Source organism: Streptococcus parasanguinis, from assembly GCF_001073155.1.
Taxonomy (GTDB): Bacteria; Bacillota; Bacilli; order Lactobacillales; family Streptococcaceae; genus Streptococcus; species Streptococcus parasanguinis_D.
Map to the genome: position 1 here is coordinate 44,376 of NZ_JVEE01000040.1, position 14,975 is coordinate 59,350.

Genomic DNA, 14,975 nt, shown 5'->3' on the forward strand with positions numbered 1-14,975 from the left:
TTGTTAGAGGATATTCAAGGCTTGCTTTGCAGGCCTTTTTGTGTTTTGTGGATAAGTAACGGATTTTATAGAAAGTAGGAGGAAGTATGAAATTACTTGAAGAACGCATCTTAAAAGATGGTAACGTTTTAGGTGAGAATATCCTCAAGGTGGACTCCTTTTTGACCCACCAAGTGGATTTCAAACTCATGAAAGAAATTGGCCAGACCTTTGCGGACCGGTTCAAAGATGCGGGTATTACCAAAGTCGTCACCATTGAAGCGTCTGGGATCGCGCCAGCCCTTTATGTAGCGGAAGCACTAGATGTCCCTATGATTTTTGCGAAGAAAGCGAAAAACATTACCATGAATGAGGGCATCTTGACGGCTGAGGTTTATTCCTTTACCAAGCAAGTCACTAGTACGGTTTCAATTGCTGGTAAATTCTTAGATCCAGCGGATAAGGTTTTGATTATTGATGATTTCCTAGCAAATGGTCAAGCGGCTAAGGGCTTGATTCAGATCATCGAACAAGCTGGTGCTCAAGTGGAAGCCGTTGGAATCGTCATTGAAAAATCCTTCCAAGATGGACGGGGATTACTAGAAGAGTTGGGATATCCAGTTGTATCCCTCGCGCGTTTGGACCGTTTTGAAAATGGTCAGGTTGTATTTAAGGAGGCAGACATCTAATGCAAAAACAAGAAAGCCATTCACAGGCATCCGTTCTAGGCTTGCAACACCTTTTGGCTATGTATTCGGGATCTATTTTGGTGCCGATCATGATCGCAAGAGCTTTGGGCTATAACGATCATCAACTAACCTACCTCATCTCTACAGATATCTTCATGTGTGGGGTAGCAACTTTCCTTCAAGTGCAACTCAATAAATACTTTGGGATCGGACTTCCAGTAGTCCTTGGGGTTGCCTTCCAGTCTGTGGCACCTCTCAGCATGATCGGGGCTAGCCATGGTAGTGGTGCCATGTTTGGTGCCTTGATTGTCTCAGGGATTTACGTGGTTCTGGTCTCAGGATTCTTCTCGAAAATCGCCAACCTCTTCCCATCCATTGTGACGGGATCTGTCATTACGACCATTGGTTTGACCTTGATTCCGGTAGCGATTGGGAACATGGGGAATAACGCAGCCAAACCAACGGTGCAAAGTCTGATTTTAGCCGTGATCACCATTCTCATCATTCTTGTGGTCAACATTTATACGACTGGCTTTATCAAATCTATCTCTATTTTGATTGGCTTGATCGCAGGTACTGCTATTGCGGCCTCAATGGGCTTGGTGGATTTCACACCTGTATCGCAAGCACCAGTCGTTCACGTTCCAACACCATTCTTCTTTGGAGCTCCTAAGTTTGAAATCACTTCAATCTTAATGATGTGTATTATCGCGACGGTTTCCATGGTCGAATCAACTGGTGTTTATCTTGCACTTTCAGATATTACCAAAGATCCGATTGATAGCACGCGCCTCCGTAATGGATATCGTGCTGAAGGGTTGGCCGTTCTTCTCGGTGGTATCTTCAATACCTTCCCTTACACTGGATTCTCACAAAACGTTGGTTTAGTGAAATTGTCTGGTATCAAGACTCGTCTTCCAATCTATTATGCGGCTGGTTTCCTTGTTCTACTCGGTCTCCTTCCAAAGTTTGGAGCTTTAGCACAAATCATCCCAAGCCCAGTTCTTGGTGGAGCTATGCTGGTCATGTTTGGTTTTGTATCTATTCAAGGGATGCAGATTCTTGCGCGTGTTGATTTTGAACACAATGAGCACAATTTCCTCATCGCAGCTGTATCGATTGCAGCAGGGGTTGGCTTGAATAACAGTACCCTCTTTAATGGCCTTCCAACAGGATTCCAAATGTTCTTTGCAAACGGGATTGTCGTTGCCAGTGTCTTAGCGATCGTTCTCAATGCGATTTTAAACCGCAATAAATAATTATCTCAAATTTACCGGAGGTCCTTGGATCTTCGGTTTTTTTGACTTTTAAGAAAACATATAGTAGAGTGGAAGAGGAGAAAATCTTATTTGATGAGAAGAGAGTTAGAATCATGTATTTAACCTATCACTTTAAAGAACGCTTGCGCTTATTTTTGAGTCTGTTTTTGCCGATTTTGATCTACCAATTGGCCAATTATTCAGCCAGCTTTGTCGATACAGCCATGACCGGTCAGTACCGAACCCTTGATTTGGCTGGGGTTTCTACAGCTACCAGTCTGTGGAATCCTTTTTTTACATTCCTTACCGGGATTGTCTCTGCTCTGACACCGATTGTCGGGCATCACTTAGGCAAGGGAAATAAAGAACGGATTGCTGGCGATTTTTACCAATTCCTCTATATGTCATTTGCTATGGTCATTCTCTTAATAGGCTTTGTCTGGGGGATTGCGCCAATGATTCTCAAGCAGATCGGCTTAGAAGATGTTGTTGCTCAAATAGCCATTCGCTACTTATATTTCCTTTCTGTAGGAATCTTACCCTTGTTGCTCTTTAGTATCGTGCGGACCTTCCTTGATACGTTGGGAATGACGCGTCTATCCATGTACTTGATGCTCTTGCTCTTGCCTTTGAATGCTTGTTTTAACTACATCTTGATCTATGGTGCATTTGGTTTTCCTGAGATGGGAGGAGCGGGAGCAGGTCTTGGAACCTCTCTGGCCTACTGGGTCTTGCTGGCTATTGCATTTTTGATCTTGTACAAGCACCCTAAGGTAGCATCTTTCCAATTGTGGAAGCCACAACCTTATGATTTTAAAGGGATGAAAGAAGTACTGCGCCTTGGGCTTCCAATCGGTGGAATTGTTTTTGCAGAAGTCATCATCTTCTCGCTGGTTGGCCTGTTAATGGCAAAATTCCCATCACTCACCATCGCTAGTCACCAATCGGCCATGAATTTTTCTACCCTGATGTATGCTTTCCCGGTTAGTATCTCGAGTACCATGGCTATTATCGTATCTTACGAACTAGGAGCAGGAAGACCAGAAGTGGTCAAACAATATTGCCGTTTGGGACGGTTGACAGCCTTTGGTTTTGCGATTGTCACCCTCGTCTTTCTTTATACATTCCGCTTCCAACTGGCGGGACTATACGGCAAGGATCCAGTCTTTGTGCAGCAAACTGCTATTTTTATGACCTATAGTCTCTTTTTCCAAGTAGCTGATACCTTTGCAGCACCCCTTCAAGGGATTTTGCGGGGTTATAAGGATACAACCGTTCCATTCTTATTAGGTGTTTTTAGCTATTGGTGTATTTCTATTCCTTTAGGGATTTTCCTTGATCATGTGACCAATCTTGGTCCCTATGCCTATTGGATCGGTCTTATTTCTAGCCTTGTCGTGAGTGGTATTTGCTACCAACTTCGGCTCTGGCAGATCGAAAAAAAGCAAACAAACTAAAGTCTGGGAAACCAGGCTTTTTATGTATCGTAAATAGTATAAATTTTCTGAAAGTTCTTGACAATTGATATCAAAGTGGTAAGATTAGGAGGTAGAAATGAAGAACTAGAAGGAGAACAAGATGAGAAGTGATATGATCAAAATGGGGATCGACCGAGCACCAGCGCGTGGTCTCCTCTATGCAACAGGGCAAGTAAAATCAGCAAAGGATATGCAAAAGCCCTTTATTGCAATTTGTAACTCCTATATTGATATCGTTCCAGGGCATGTTCACCTGCGTGAATTAGCAGATATTGCTAAGGAAGCTATTCGCGAGGCTGGCGGTATTCCTTTTGAGTTTAATACCATTGGTGTGGATGATGGGATTGCCATGGGGCATATTGGGATGCGTTACAGTCTTCCATCTCGTGAATTGATTGCCGATTCTGCAGAAACAGTTATTAATGCCCACTGGTTTGACGGGGTTTTCTACATTCCTAACTGTGATAAGATTACACCAGGGATGATTTTGGCGGCCATGCGTACTAATGTGCCAGCTGTATTTTGTTCTGGTGGACCTATGAAGGGTGGCGTTGACATGACGGGGCATCAAGCGACTCTCTCCAGTTTGTTTGAAGCAGTAGGGACTTATCAGGCTGGTGATATGAGCATGGATGAGCTGGATTTCCTGGAAAAAAATGCTTGTCCAACTTGTGGCTCTTGCTCTGGTATGTTTACTGCCAATTCCATGAACTGTTTGATGGAAGTATTAGGGCTTGCTCTTCCTGGAAATGGTACTATCCTAGCCGTTTCAGATGAACGTCGTGAATTGGTTCGCCAAGCGGCCGAACAATTGGTAGAGAATATTAAAAAGGATATTCGTCCACGGGATATTGTGACCAAAGAAGCCATCGATGATGCCTTTGCGCTCGATATGGCCATGGGTGGTTCTACCAATACGGTACTTCATACGCTCGCTATTGCGCGTGAAGCAGGCATTGACTATGATCTCAAAGATATCAACGAGATTGCCAAAAAGACACCTTATCTTTCTAAAATTGCCCCTTCAAGTGTCTACACTATGCATGATGTGCATGAAGCTGGTGGTGTTCCAGCCATTATCAATCAGTTGATCAAAAAAGGTGCCATTAAGGGTGATCGTATCACAGTTACTGGTAAAACCTTGAAAGAAAACGTAGCTGGCGCTGAAATCAAAAATGAAGAAATTATCCATCCAATTGAGCATCCGATTTCACCTGTAGGTGGTTTGTCTATCCTTTACGGAAATATTGCTCAAGATGGGGCGGTCATCAAGGTCGGTGGTGTAGATCCATCTGTGACCACTTTCCGCGGTAAGGCTATTTGTTGCGATTCACAAGATCAAGCCCTTGAGTTGATTGACAATGGAACAGTTAAGAAGGGCCATGTCGTTGTCATTCGTTACGAAGGTCCTCAGGGTGGACCTGGTATGCCAGAGATGCTAGCGCCAACCTCTAAGATTGTCGGACGCGGTCTTGGTAAGGATGTGGCACTGATTACGGATGGTCGTTTCTCAGGAGCTACTCGTGGGATTGCTATTGGTCACGTTTCTCCAGAAGCAGCAGAAGGTGGGAATATCGCCTTAATTGAAGATGGGGATGAAATCGTGATTGACCTACCAAATCGTACCCTTGATCTACTTGTCGATGATGCAACTCTTGCAGAACGTCGCAAACATTTGAAACCTTTCAAATCAAAAATTTCCAGCGGTTGGTTGCGTCGCTATACAGCCTTTGCTAAATCAGCTAATGTCGGCGGAACCTTGATGAGTGACGAAGAATTCGAAGAACGGAAAGCAGAACGTCAAGCCCAAGAAAAATGAGAAAAACCTTTCCTGCTATGTGATATCACAAGCAAGAAAGGCTTTTTTAGTGGAACCATTATTTGGTGCGCATTTCACCTTGAGGGAAGTAGGTTCCTTCAGGCATATCATTAATAATAACGTGAACAGCTGACTGAGGAGCGCCAGTATTGCGGACAACAGCTTCGGTTACTTCCTTGGCCAAGGCTTTCTTTTGTTCCAAGGTGCGTCCTTCAAATAGGTCAATTCGTACAAATGGCATATGGCCACCTCCTAAATTTTTTATAGGACTATTTTATCACATTTTGGGATACAAAGCTTAGCAAAATTATGGTAAAATGATAATGAAACACATTTTAGAGAGAACAAAAGGAAAATGGCACAATTATATTATAAATATGGGACCATGAACTCGGGGAAAACCATTGAGATCTTGAAGGTGGCCCATAATTATGAAGAGCAAGGCAAGAGCGTCGTCATCATGACCTCGGCAATCGATACACGAGATGGAGTTGGAGTAGTTTCTAGCCGGATCGGTATGAAAAGAGAAGCTGTTGCAATTGAAGACGATACGGATATCTTTGGCTTTATTAAAAACCAAGTAATCAAACCTTACTGTGTCTTAATCGATGAAGCTCAATTTTTGAAACGACACCATGTCTATGACTTGGCAAGAGTCGTGGATGAACTGGATGTGCCGGTCATGGCTTTTGGCCTCAAAAATGATTTCCGAAATGAACTCTTTGAAGGTTCCAAACACCTCCTCTTATTAGCCGACAAGATCGAGGAGATCAAAACTATTTGCCAATACTGTTCCCGCAAGGCGACCATGGTCTTGCGTACCCAAGCGGGTAAACCTGTCTATGATGGAGAGCAGATCCAGATCGGTGGACACGAGACCTATATCTCGGTTTGCCGCAAGCATTATTTTAATCCAGACATACCAACCGAAAGCGTCTAGAACGTTTTAGAGAGGATAATAATGTCTATTTGTTTAAAAGATATTACGATAGAGAATTATTTTGACGTTTTAAATCTAGAAGTTCATCCAAATCAAAGGAATTTTATTGCATCCAATTCCATTAGCTTAGCTGAAGCCTATGTATATGATAAAAATGGTGATTTTATAGCTCCCTTAGCAGTTTATGATAAGGAAGTATTAGTTGGTTTTGTTATGATTGCCTATGACCAGAAAATTGGGATCAGCAAGGGAAATTACTTGTTATTTCGCTTTATGATCGATAAACGATTTCAAGGTTTAGGCTATTTTAAACCGACTATGGATGCAGTCATTGACTTTGTTCGAACAGAGCCAGCTGGAAAAGCAACAAGTCTTTGGCTATCTTATGAACCGGAAAATAATCAAGCGAGATCTTGCTATCTCCATTATGGATTTAAAGAAACTGGCGAAGTCATAGAAGACGAAATTGTAGCAATCTATGATCTAACAACCAAGAATTAAGGAGCAAACATGAATATCTATGATCAACTACAAGCTGTAGAAGACCGTTATGAAGAGTTAGGAGAATTACTGAGTGACCCAGATGTGGTCTCTGATACCAAACGCTTTATGGAGCTTTCAAAAGAAGAGGCTTCCACTCGTGATACGGTGACAGCATACCGAGAGTACAAGCAAGTCCTTCAAAACATTGTTGACGCTGAGGAAATGATTAAGGAAGCAGGCGGCGATGCGGACTTGGAAGAAATGGCCAAGCAAGAACTTAAGGATGCTAAGGCTGAAAAAGAAGAGTACGAAGAAAAACTGAAGATCTTACTTCTTCCAAAAGATCCAAACGATGACAAGAACATTATCTTGGAAATCCGTGGAGCAGCTGGAGGAGACGAAGCCCAGTTATTTGCTGGCGACCTCTTACAAATGTACCAAAAATACGCGGAAGGCCAAGGCTGGCGCTTTGAGGTCATGGAAGCTTCCTACAATGGCGTTGGTGGGATCAAAGAAGTGGTAGCCATGGTTTCTGGTCAATCGGTTTATTCAAAACTCAAGTATGAATCTGGTGCCCACCGGGTGCAACGAGTTCCTGTGACAGAAAGCCAAGGTCGTGTCCATACTTCGACTGCCACAGTTCTGGTCATGCCAGAAATCGAAGAAGTCGAGTACGACATCGATCCAAAAGACCTTCGGATTGACATCTATCACGCATCTGGTGCGGGTGGACAGAACGTCAACAAGGTCGCAACAGCCGTTCGTATCGTCCACTTGCCAACCAATATCAAGGTTGAGATGCAGGAAGAACGGACCCAACAGAAGAACCGCGAAAAAGCCATGAAGATCATCCGTGCGCGTGTGGCTGACCACTTTGCTCAGATTGCCCAAGACGAGCAAGACGCTGAGCGGAAGTCTACGATCGGGACTGGTGACCGTTCAGAGCGGATCCGGACTTACAACTTCCCTCAAAACCGTGTGACTGATCACCGGATTGGCTTGACCCTTCAAAAACTGGACACCATCTTATCTGGTAAATTAGATGAAGTGGTCGATGCTTTGGTCTTGTATGATCAAACACAAAAATTAGAAGAGTTGAACAAATAATGTTGTTGGGACCATTATTAGCCCAGTATGAAGAAGAATTAATAGCCGTTGGAGAGGAAGCAGAAAGCCTCTCCTTCGCGTATCGTGCTTTAAAAAACTGGACCCTTACAGACTTTGTCCTTGCCTTGCAAAAAGAAGTGGAAGTAGAGGATCAGGCCTTGCTTGATTCCATCTTTGAGCAGTTGAAACATCACGTCCCTTCCCAGTATATTATTGGGAGCGCCGAATTTTGTGGCCATGTTTTTACGGTTGATAAGCGCGTGCTGATTCCACGACCTGAAACGGAAGAATTGGTCGCTCTCATTCTGGAAGAAAATGATGGGGATACCTTACAAGTTCTGGATATCGGAACAGGAAGTGGGGCCATTGCCATTAGCCTAGCCCTCGCTAGATCTACCTGGCAGGTTCAAGCTAGTGATGTCTCAGAAGAGGCTTTAGCCCTGGCTCAAGAAAATGCCAAGCAATTAGAAGCTGTCCTTGAATTCAAGTCGTCAGATGTACTGGACGAACTAGAAGGTCCTTATGACCTGATTGTGTCCAACCCTCCCTATATCTCTCATGATGATGTAGAAGAAGTCGGAGCCAATGTTTTAGCCTCTGAACCCCACTTAGCTCTTTTTGCGGACCGTGATGGATATGCCATCTACGAAAAGATTGCCCAACAAGCACCAAGTGTTTTAACAGCAGATGGTAAGATTTACCTAGAAATTGGCTATAAGCAAGGAAATAAAGTAAAAGAGCTCTTTCAAGAGGCATTTCCCGACAAACGCGTTCGCGTTCTGAAAGACCAATTTGGACAAGATAGAATGGTAGTAGTAGACAATGGATCACATTGAGAAAGAATTAGAAGCAGGACGTGCGGTTATTCTGCCAACTGAAACAGTCTATGGTATTTTTGCCAAAGCTTTGAATCAAGAGGCAGTTGATTATATTTACGAAATAAAACGTAGACCGAGAGAAAAGGCTCTCAATTTAAATGTAGCCAATGAAAAAACAATTCGAATTTATTCGAAAAATCAACCTAGTTATTTATCAAAACTGATTGATTCATTTTTACCAGGGCCTCTGACTATTATTCTTCAAGCAAATGACAAGGTGCCAGACTGGATTCATTCAGGATTGGATACAGTTGGTTTCCGTATTCCGGCTCACCCAAAAACGTTGGAATTAATTCGTAAATACGGTCCTTTAGTTGGTCCCTCGGCCAATCTTTCAGGTCATGCAAGTGGAACAAAGTATCAGGCTATTATAAGCGAGTTTGATCAAGTGGTTCCTGGTATAGAGGATGATGAATTTCTGACTGGTCAAGATTCAACTATCCTAGATATCTCTGGTTCCAAGGCCAGGATTTTGCGCCAAGGTTCGATTACCAAAGCTGATTTGCTTGCACAAGTGCCCGAACTTTCCTTTGAGGAAGATGAACTTCCTCAGTGATAATGTACATAAATAATTTTTTATAAAGGAGTAGACCCATGATTTTTGATAAAGAAGATTACAAAGCCTATGATGCAGACCTATGGAATGCGATCGCTAAAGAAGAAGAGCGTCAACAAAACAATATTGAGTTGATTGCTTCTGAAAATGTCGTCTCTAAAGCAGTGATGGCCGCTCAAGGGTCTATTCTGACCAATAAATATGCCGAAGGCTACCCTGGTCATCGTTACTATGGCGGGACAGATGTGGTCGATGTGGTCGAAAGTCTCGCGATCGAACGGGCCAAAGAAATCTTTGGTGCTAAATTTGCCAACGTTCAACCGCATTCAGGAAGTCAGGCAAACTGTGCTGCCTATATGGCCTTGATTGAGCCTGGTGATACTGTCATGGGGATGGATCTAGCTGCCGGTGGGCATTTGACGCACGGAGCTTCTGTGAGCTTCTCTGGTCAAACCTATAACTTTGTGTCTTATAGTGTAGATCCTGAAACAGAGCTCTTGGATTTTGACGCCATCTTAAAACAAGCCCAAGAAGTGAAGCCAAAACTCATCGTTGCTGGTGCCTCAGCCTACTCTCATATTATTGATTTCTCAAAATTCCGTGAGATTGCAGATGCAGTAGGAGCTAAGCTCATGGTTGATATGGCCCATATTGCTGGTCTCGTGGCAGCAGGTCTCCATCCAAGTCCAGTTCCTTATGCACATATCACGACAACGACCACTCACAAGACCCTTCGTGGCCCTCGTGGAGGCCTAATCTTGACCAATGACGAGGAATTAGCTAAGAAAATTAACTCTGCTATTTTCCCTGGTATTCAAGGAGGACCGTTGGAGCATGTCATTGCAGCCAAAGCTGTCGCATTCAAAGAAGCCTTGGATCCTGCCTTTAAAGAGTATGCAGCTAACGTAATTAAGAACAGTCAGGCCATGGCTGATGTCTTCTTGCAAGATCCTGATTTCCGTGTCATTTCAGGCGGAACAGAGAACCACCTTTTCCTTGTTGACGTCACTAAAGTCGTTGAAAACGGAAAAGTGGCGCAAAACTTGTTGGATGAAGTCAATATTACCCTCAACAAGAACTCTATTCCTTATGAAACCTTGTCTCCATTTAAGACAAGTGGGATTCGGATTGGTGCAGCAGCTATCACCGCTCGTGGTTTTGGTGAAAAAGAAAGTCGCACCGTTGCTGAACTCATGATCAAAGCGCTGAAAAATGCGGACAAGCAAGAAGTATTAGACGAAGTGCGTAGCCAAGTCAAAGCCTTGACAGACGCCTTTCCACTTTACGAGGACTAAACCATCTTATGGATATTTACGTAAAAAAAGCCATCATTCATCAATTTAGCCCAGACGATACCGATCTCTATCTGGCAGATAAATTTCTCAATATCACGCCTAAAATCGAGGAATACTTGCGTAAGAAGATTGAAAGGGTTTATTCTGATGAAGCCAGGACTGGTATTTTCGAAGAGGACAATCCTTTTCTTGAGTTGATTTCAAATGACCTATTAGAAACTTCAGTCGCAGTAGCGAATCGTTGGAAGGAAGAATTTGTCGTCTCTGAGAATCAAAAGACCAACGATTTGGTGTTCATTAAATTCTCAAAAGAAGGGGTGGACCATTTTGCCTTTCTTCGGATCGCTTTACGAGAAACCTTGACGCATCTTGGCGGTGAATTTGACAATCCGATTAAGCTGACGCAAAATAATCTGCCTGGTTTTGGGACTGGTGCAGATGAAGCTTTGGTCATCAATCTTCAAAGCCGCAAATACCACTTGATTGAAAAACGGATCAAGTACAACGGGACTTTCTTGAACTATTTTTCTGAGAATTTGTTGCAGGCGCAACCCAAGATCTCTCCTAAAAAATCGATCAAGGCACTGGAAAAAACAGCCCAGAAGATTGCGGAAAGCTTTAACACAGATGATTTTCAATTTCAATCAAAGGTTAAATCAGCTATTTTTAACCATATTGAGGAAGAAAATAAACTCTCTCCAGAGAAATTAGCGGATGATCTCTTCGCCGACAATCTGACAGCTCGCCTCAGTTTTATTGACCAAGTCAAAGAAGCTGTACCAGAGCCTGTCACCTTTGAAGAAATTGATGCAAGTCGCCAGTTGAAGAAGTTCGAAAATCAGAAATTGTCATTGTCAAATGGAATTGAACTGATCGTTCCGAATAATGTCTATGAAGATGCCGAATCTGTTGAATTTATTCTAAACGAGAACGGAACCTATTCTATTTTGATCAAAAATATTGAGGATATACAGAGTAAATAATGATTAAACGTATAGTGAAGATCTTCTTATTCATCTTACTAATATTTGGAATCTACAAGGGAATTCAGATCCATCATGACGTCAAACAAGTCATGCAGTACCGCTCCCTAGTTAGAGAAGTCCTTGCTGAAGAGGACACCACGGCCAATGAAAATCTCATTCTTGCTATGATCTATACGGAGACCAAAGGTCGAGAAGACGATGTCATGCAGGCGAGTGAGAGTGCAAGTGGTGAGACCAATACTATTAGTGATAATAAGGCCAGCATTCGCCAAGGAATTCAAACTCTTTCAGATGAGTTAAAAGAAGCCAAGAAAAAAGGCGTTGATGGCTGGACCGCGGTTCAAGCCTATAATTTCGGGAAAGACTACATCGATTACGTCGCCAAACACGGTGGAACAAATTCCCTAGAGTTGGCCCGCGCTTATTCACGGGATGTAGTAGCACCAAGTCTTGGCAATGTAACCGGTGAAACTTATCTTTACCTCCACCCTATCTCTCTTTTGAACGGGATGGAACTCTACATTAATGGGGGGAACATTTATTATTCTCGTTTAGTAGAAACCAATATGACGATTATGAAGTTATTTTCATGGTTTTAATCATTTTCCAGAGAGCCAATTGGCTCTTTTTTAAGCTGATCAGTTCTGCCTCCGGTTTTTAGGGAAAATAAAAATGTCATGCATTCTTAAAAAAACTGTAAGCTAGTTTTAAGAAATCAACTGTATAATGAAAATCGAAGTGGGTAAACTCTTTATTTACTTCTTTTTTCATCTCTAGTGAGGTGAGAAAGGTTATAAGAGATGCCCAGAGTTGATTTGAGTTAGAAAGAAGAAAAAGATGAAATTAAAGAAGATTGCATTGTTTGTAACGACGACTTTGGCCTTGTTTACCGCTATCCCGCGAGTTTCCGCAGATAGCAATGTGCAGAAAGTCATTGATGAAACCTATGTCAAGCCAGACTATGTTTTGGGCTATTCGCTGGACCAAAGTCAAATCGAACAAACCTTAAGTCTCTTGAACTACGATAGTTCGAAAGATAAAGAGGAGTGGAAGACCATGACACCAGAGGTTTATTCTTCGATTATGAACGTTGCCAACGATGATAGTTTAGAACTGTATTCCTCTGTTAAAATTCAAAAATTAGGTAAAAATAAGCCACTAGAAGTGAATATCGTGACGCCTCAAAACATCACCAAGGTCACTGCAGATATGTATCGTAATGCAGCCGTTACACTTGGATTGGAGCATGCTCAAATTACAGTAGCTTCCCCTATCCAAGTGACCGGAGAAAGTGCCTTAGCTGGGATCTATTACTCGCTTGAGAAAAATGGTGCCAAGGTTTCTCAAGAAAGCAAGGATCTAGCCCAAGAAGAGTTAAAGACTCTATCAGGGATCAATGAAGAGAACGCGGGAAAGAAAAACTTCGATGCGGATAAGTTAAACGTAGCATTGACCGACATTAAAACAGCAGTAGCCAATGCCAAACAGAACAATCAGGATTTAAGCAAGGATGATATTCGAAAGATCGTCGAAGAAACACTGAAAAATTATAAGCTGGATACAACTGTGACAGGTAACCAGATCAATTTGATCGTGAATTTCGCAGTGAATCTTTCAAAGAGTAGCGTCATCAGTAGCAAAAGCTTTACGAAGACCTTGTCGGATCTGAAAGATAGTATCGTAGACAAGGCAGGCGATACCTTTAATAATATCAATCTCAAATTTGATACAAATGCTATTCTAAAAGACAGTGGAAACTTCTTCACAAATGCGTGGAATGCCATTGCTGGCTTCTTCGGAGCCATCTGGAATGCAATTGTTAAATTCTTTAGTGGTTTAGTTGGCTAAAAATAGCACGAAAGCACTGCAGACAATAAGTCAGAGTGCTTTTTGTGTGTCGTTTCCTATTTTTATACTCAATTAGAAATTTTATGTTAAGCTCATAAAAAAAGGTCCACTGGACCTTAAAACTCGCTTTGCTAATTATTGGCTTGTGAATCAAGGTCCCCCCAGACTTTTAAACTCGCTTGACTAATTTTAAGCTCGTGAAAAAAAGGTCCCCCGGACCTGTATTGACCCCAAAAAGTTAGACAATTAATTTATCAAAGGATTTAGTTCTGTATTGCACAGGACTGAGTCCTTTTAGTTTTACCTTAATTCGTTTGTTGTTGTAATAATCAATATAGTCTACAATAGCTTGCTCCAATTGCTCAAGTGAGTGAAATGTCTTCTCATAACCGTAAAACATCTCAGACTTAAGAATGCCAAAGAAGGACTCCATCATGCCATTATCTGGGCTGTTTCCTTTACGTGACATGGACGGTTGGATTCCTTTATCCTCTAAAAAATGATGATAATACTGATGTTGATACTGCCATCCTTGGTCACTATGGAGAATAGTATTTGTGTAATGATCCTCACTGAAGGCCTGGTCTAACATAGATTTCACTTGTTCTAAATTTGGTGAAGTCGAAAGATTATAGGCGATAATTTCGCTATTAAAGCCATCTAAAACCGGCGATAAATAGAGTTTTTGACTGCTTGCTGGAATGGTAAATTCTGTCACATCTGTGTAGCACTTTTCCATTGGTTTGGATGCTTCAAATTGGCGTTGAATAAGGTTGGCTGCTTTCTTTCCAATCTCTCCTTGGTATGAAGAATACTTCCGTTTACGACGAATTCGAGCACTTAAACCAAGGACCTTCATCAGGCGTTGAACTCTTTTGTGATTGACCACATAACCACGATTTCTCAATTCAAGAGTCATTCGGCGAAAGCCATAATTTCCTTTGTGCTCAGTAAAAATAGATTGAATTTCAGCTTTAAGATCTTTATCTTTGTCAAACCTATCCAGTTGCTTCAACTGATAGTAGTAAGTTGAGCGAGGTAAACGAGCCGCTTCAAGAAGTAAATCTAGTCGAAATCCTCCTGAAGCCATTTCTCTAATTGTCTCTGCCTTTCTAGTTGTAAGGCTTCGTCCCTGACTTCTAGCTCTTTTAACTTTTTTAAGTAAGCCACCTCGGTACGTAAGCGTTCATTCTCTTCTTGGAGCCGCTCTAGTTCTGTCATTTCTTCCCAAGTTTTCTTACGTTTACGTCCCATTTTAGGTACTCTCCCTCTTGTTTTCTCAACAATAGTATACCCGTTTTTCTTGTATTGTGCCATCCAATTTGGAAGCATACCACGATTTGGGAGAGCATATTCGAGAGAAACTCTATCTTGAGACCAGTTTTCATGTAGAACTTTATCAATCATTTCTTGTTTTAATTCAGGAGAGTAGTAACGATTTTTTCCTTTTTTGACGAACTCTATTCCATAACAATCAATCAATTTAATCATGTACCTAAGATTAGAATTGTTTATCCCAAATTTATTTGAAAGTTGCTCTAAGCTATATCCTTGTTTTCTAAGTTCATAGATCTGAACTTTATCTTTATAAGTCAATTTCATAATAAAAACACCCCAAAAGTTAGATTTTTTCTGTCTAACTTTTGGGGTGCAGTTCA

General features: G+C 41.9%; 15 protein-coding genes. 13 read left to right on the forward strand and 2 right to left on the reverse strand.

The window, feature by feature from the left end:
- Positions 1–86 precede the first annotated feature (86 nt).
- From ADH92_RS07065 to ilvD, 4 genes are all read left to right on the forward strand, one after another.
- Positions 87–668, forward strand: a complete 582-nt coding sequence (locus ADH92_RS07065; protein WP_049497932.1) for a xanthine phosphoribosyltransferase — start codon at positions 87–89, stop codon at positions 666–668.
- Positions 668–1,927, forward strand: coding sequence for a nucleobase:cation symporter-2 family protein (locus tag ADH92_RS07070; protein WP_049497933.1), 1,260 nt, complete (start codon positions 668–670; stop codon positions 1,925–1,927). Before ADH92_RS07065 ends, ADH92_RS07070 begins: the two co-directional genes overlap by 1 nt.
- Positions 1,928–2,040: 113 nt before the next feature.
- A complete protein-coding gene (locus ADH92_RS07075) occupies positions 2,041–3,384 on the forward strand; it encodes an MATE family efflux transporter (protein ID WP_049497934.1) in 1,344 nt (447 codons plus the stop codon).
- 121 nt (positions 3,385–3,505) lie between these two features.
- On the forward strand, positions 3,506–5,224 hold the full coding sequence (gene ilvD / locus ADH92_RS07080; RefSeq protein ID WP_049497935.1) for a dihydroxy-acid dehydratase: 1,719 nt from the start codon (positions 3,506–3,508) through the stop codon (positions 5,222–5,224).
- 58 nt (positions 5,225–5,282) lie between these two features.
- Here ilvD and ADH92_RS07085 read toward each other — a convergent pair whose 3' ends face one another.
- On the reverse strand, positions 5,283–5,465 hold the full coding sequence (locus ADH92_RS07085; protein WP_001117401.1) for a 4-oxalocrotonate tautomerase: 183 nt from the start codon (positions 5,463–5,465) through the stop codon (positions 5,283–5,285).
- 114 nt (positions 5,466–5,579) lie between these two features.
- Here ADH92_RS07085 and ADH92_RS07090 point away from each other — a divergent pair, with 114 nt between their 5' ends.
- From ADH92_RS07090 to ADH92_RS07130, 9 genes are all read left to right on the forward strand, one after another.
- Positions 5,580–6,164, forward strand: coding sequence for a thymidine kinase (locus ADH92_RS07090; RefSeq protein ID WP_049497936.1), 585 nt, complete (start codon positions 5,580–5,582; stop codon positions 6,162–6,164).
- Between the two features lie 21 nt (positions 6,165–6,185).
- Positions 6,186–6,665 carry a GNAT family N-acetyltransferase gene (locus ADH92_RS07095; protein ID WP_003012071.1) on the forward strand — a complete coding sequence of 160 codons (480 nt, stop codon included), beginning with the start codon at positions 6,186–6,188 and terminating at the stop codon, positions 6,663–6,665.
- A gap of 9 nt (positions 6,666–6,674) precedes the next feature.
- Positions 6,675–7,754, forward strand: a complete 1,080-nt coding sequence (gene prfA, locus ADH92_RS07100; RefSeq protein ID WP_037615289.1) for a peptide chain release factor 1 — start codon at positions 6,675–6,677, stop codon at positions 7,752–7,754.
- The gene (gene prmC / locus ADH92_RS07105; protein ID WP_049497937.1) at positions 7,754–8,590 is read left to right on the forward strand and encodes a peptide chain release factor N(5)-glutamine methyltransferase; all 837 of its coding nucleotides are present in this window, start codon (positions 7,754–7,756) and stop codon (positions 8,588–8,590) included. The genes prfA and prmC overlap by 1 nt, the downstream gene beginning before the upstream one ends.
- The gene (locus tag ADH92_RS07110; RefSeq protein ID WP_049497938.1) at positions 8,577–9,188 is read left to right on the forward strand and encodes an L-threonylcarbamoyladenylate synthase; all 612 of its coding nucleotides are present in this window, start codon (positions 8,577–8,579) and stop codon (positions 9,186–9,188) included. Before prmC ends, ADH92_RS07110 begins: the two co-directional genes overlap by 14 nt.
- Positions 9,189–9,226: 38 nt before the next feature.
- Complete coding sequence (gene glyA, locus ADH92_RS07115; RefSeq protein ID WP_049497939.1) at positions 9,227–10,483, forward strand: serine hydroxymethyltransferase; 1,257 nt, start codon at positions 9,227–9,229, stop codon at positions 10,481–10,483.
- 8 nt (positions 10,484–10,491) lie between these two features.
- Positions 10,492–11,466: a nucleoid-associated protein gene (locus tag ADH92_RS07120; protein WP_049497940.1), complete on the forward strand. Its 975-nt coding sequence runs from the start codon at positions 10,492–10,494 to the stop codon at positions 11,464–11,466.
- Positions 11,466–12,068, forward strand: a complete 603-nt coding sequence (locus tag ADH92_RS07125) for a lysozyme family protein (RefSeq protein WP_003001568.1) — start codon at positions 11,466–11,468, stop codon at positions 12,066–12,068. The genes ADH92_RS07120 and ADH92_RS07125 overlap by 1 nt, the downstream gene beginning before the upstream one ends.
- A 238-nt stretch (positions 12,069–12,306) precedes the next feature.
- Positions 12,307–13,317 carry a DUF1002 domain-containing protein gene (locus ADH92_RS07130; protein WP_049497941.1) on the forward strand — a complete coding sequence of 337 codons (1,011 nt, stop codon included), beginning with the start codon at positions 12,307–12,309 and terminating at the stop codon, positions 13,315–13,317.
- A gap of 238 nt (positions 13,318–13,555) precedes the next feature.
- On the opposite strand, the gene ADH92_RS10640 is transcribed toward ADH92_RS07130, so the two are convergent.
- A protein-coding gene (locus ADH92_RS10640) for an IS3 family transposase (RefSeq protein WP_148131347.1) occupies positions 13,556–14,919 on the reverse strand; the annotation gives its coding sequence in 2 pieces (ribosomal slippage) (positions 13,556–14,478 and positions 14,478–14,919; 1,365 coding nt in all).
- Between the last annotated feature and the right edge of the window lie 56 nt (positions 14,920–14,975).

Bases quoted from the DNA above. Each gene is read 5' to 3' on its own strand.
- ADH92_RS07075 (WP_049497934.1), top strand. From the start codon at position 2,041: ATGTATTTAACCTATCACTTTAAAGAACGCTTGCGCTTATTTTTGAGT.
- prmC (WP_049497937.1), top strand. From the start codon at position 7,754: ATGTTGTTGGGACCATTATTAGCCCAGTATGAAGAAGAATTAATAGCC.
- ADH92_RS07130 (WP_049497941.1), top strand. From the start codon at position 12,307: ATGAAATTAAAGAAGATTGCATTGTTTGTAACGACGACTTTGGCCTTG.
- ADH92_RS07125 (WP_003001568.1), top strand. From the start codon at position 11,466: ATGATTAAACGTATAGTGAAGATCTTCTTATTCATCTTACTAATATTT.
- prfA (WP_037615289.1), top strand. From the start codon at position 6,675: ATGAATATCTATGATCAACTACAAGCTGTAGAAGACCGTTATGAAGAG.
- ADH92_RS07095 (WP_003012071.1), top strand. From the start codon at position 6,186: ATGTCTATTTGTTTAAAAGATATTACGATAGAGAATTATTTTGACGTT.
- ADH92_RS07110 (WP_049497938.1), top strand. From the start codon at position 8,577: ATGGATCACATTGAGAAAGAATTAGAAGCAGGACGTGCGGTTATTCTG.
- ADH92_RS07090 (WP_049497936.1), top strand. From the start codon at position 5,580: ATGGCACAATTATATTATAAATATGGGACCATGAACTCGGGGAAAACC.
- ADH92_RS07085 (WP_001117401.1), bottom strand. From the start codon at position 5,465: ATGCCATTTGTACGAATTGACCTATTTGAAGGACGCACCTTGGAACAA.
- ADH92_RS07065 (WP_049497932.1), top strand. From the start codon at position 87: ATGAAATTACTTGAAGAACGCATCTTAAAAGATGGTAACGTTTTAGGT.
- ADH92_RS07070 (WP_049497933.1), top strand. From the start codon at position 668: ATGCAAAAACAAGAAAGCCATTCACAGGCATCCGTTCTAGGCTTGCAA.
- ilvD (WP_049497935.1), top strand. From the start codon at position 3,506: ATGAGAAGTGATATGATCAAAATGGGGATCGACCGAGCACCAGCGCGT.
- glyA (WP_049497939.1), top strand. From the start codon at position 9,227: ATGATTTTTGATAAAGAAGATTACAAAGCCTATGATGCAGACCTATGG.
- ADH92_RS07120 (WP_049497940.1), top strand. From the start codon at position 10,492: ATGGATATTTACGTAAAAAAAGCCATCATTCATCAATTTAGCCCAGAC.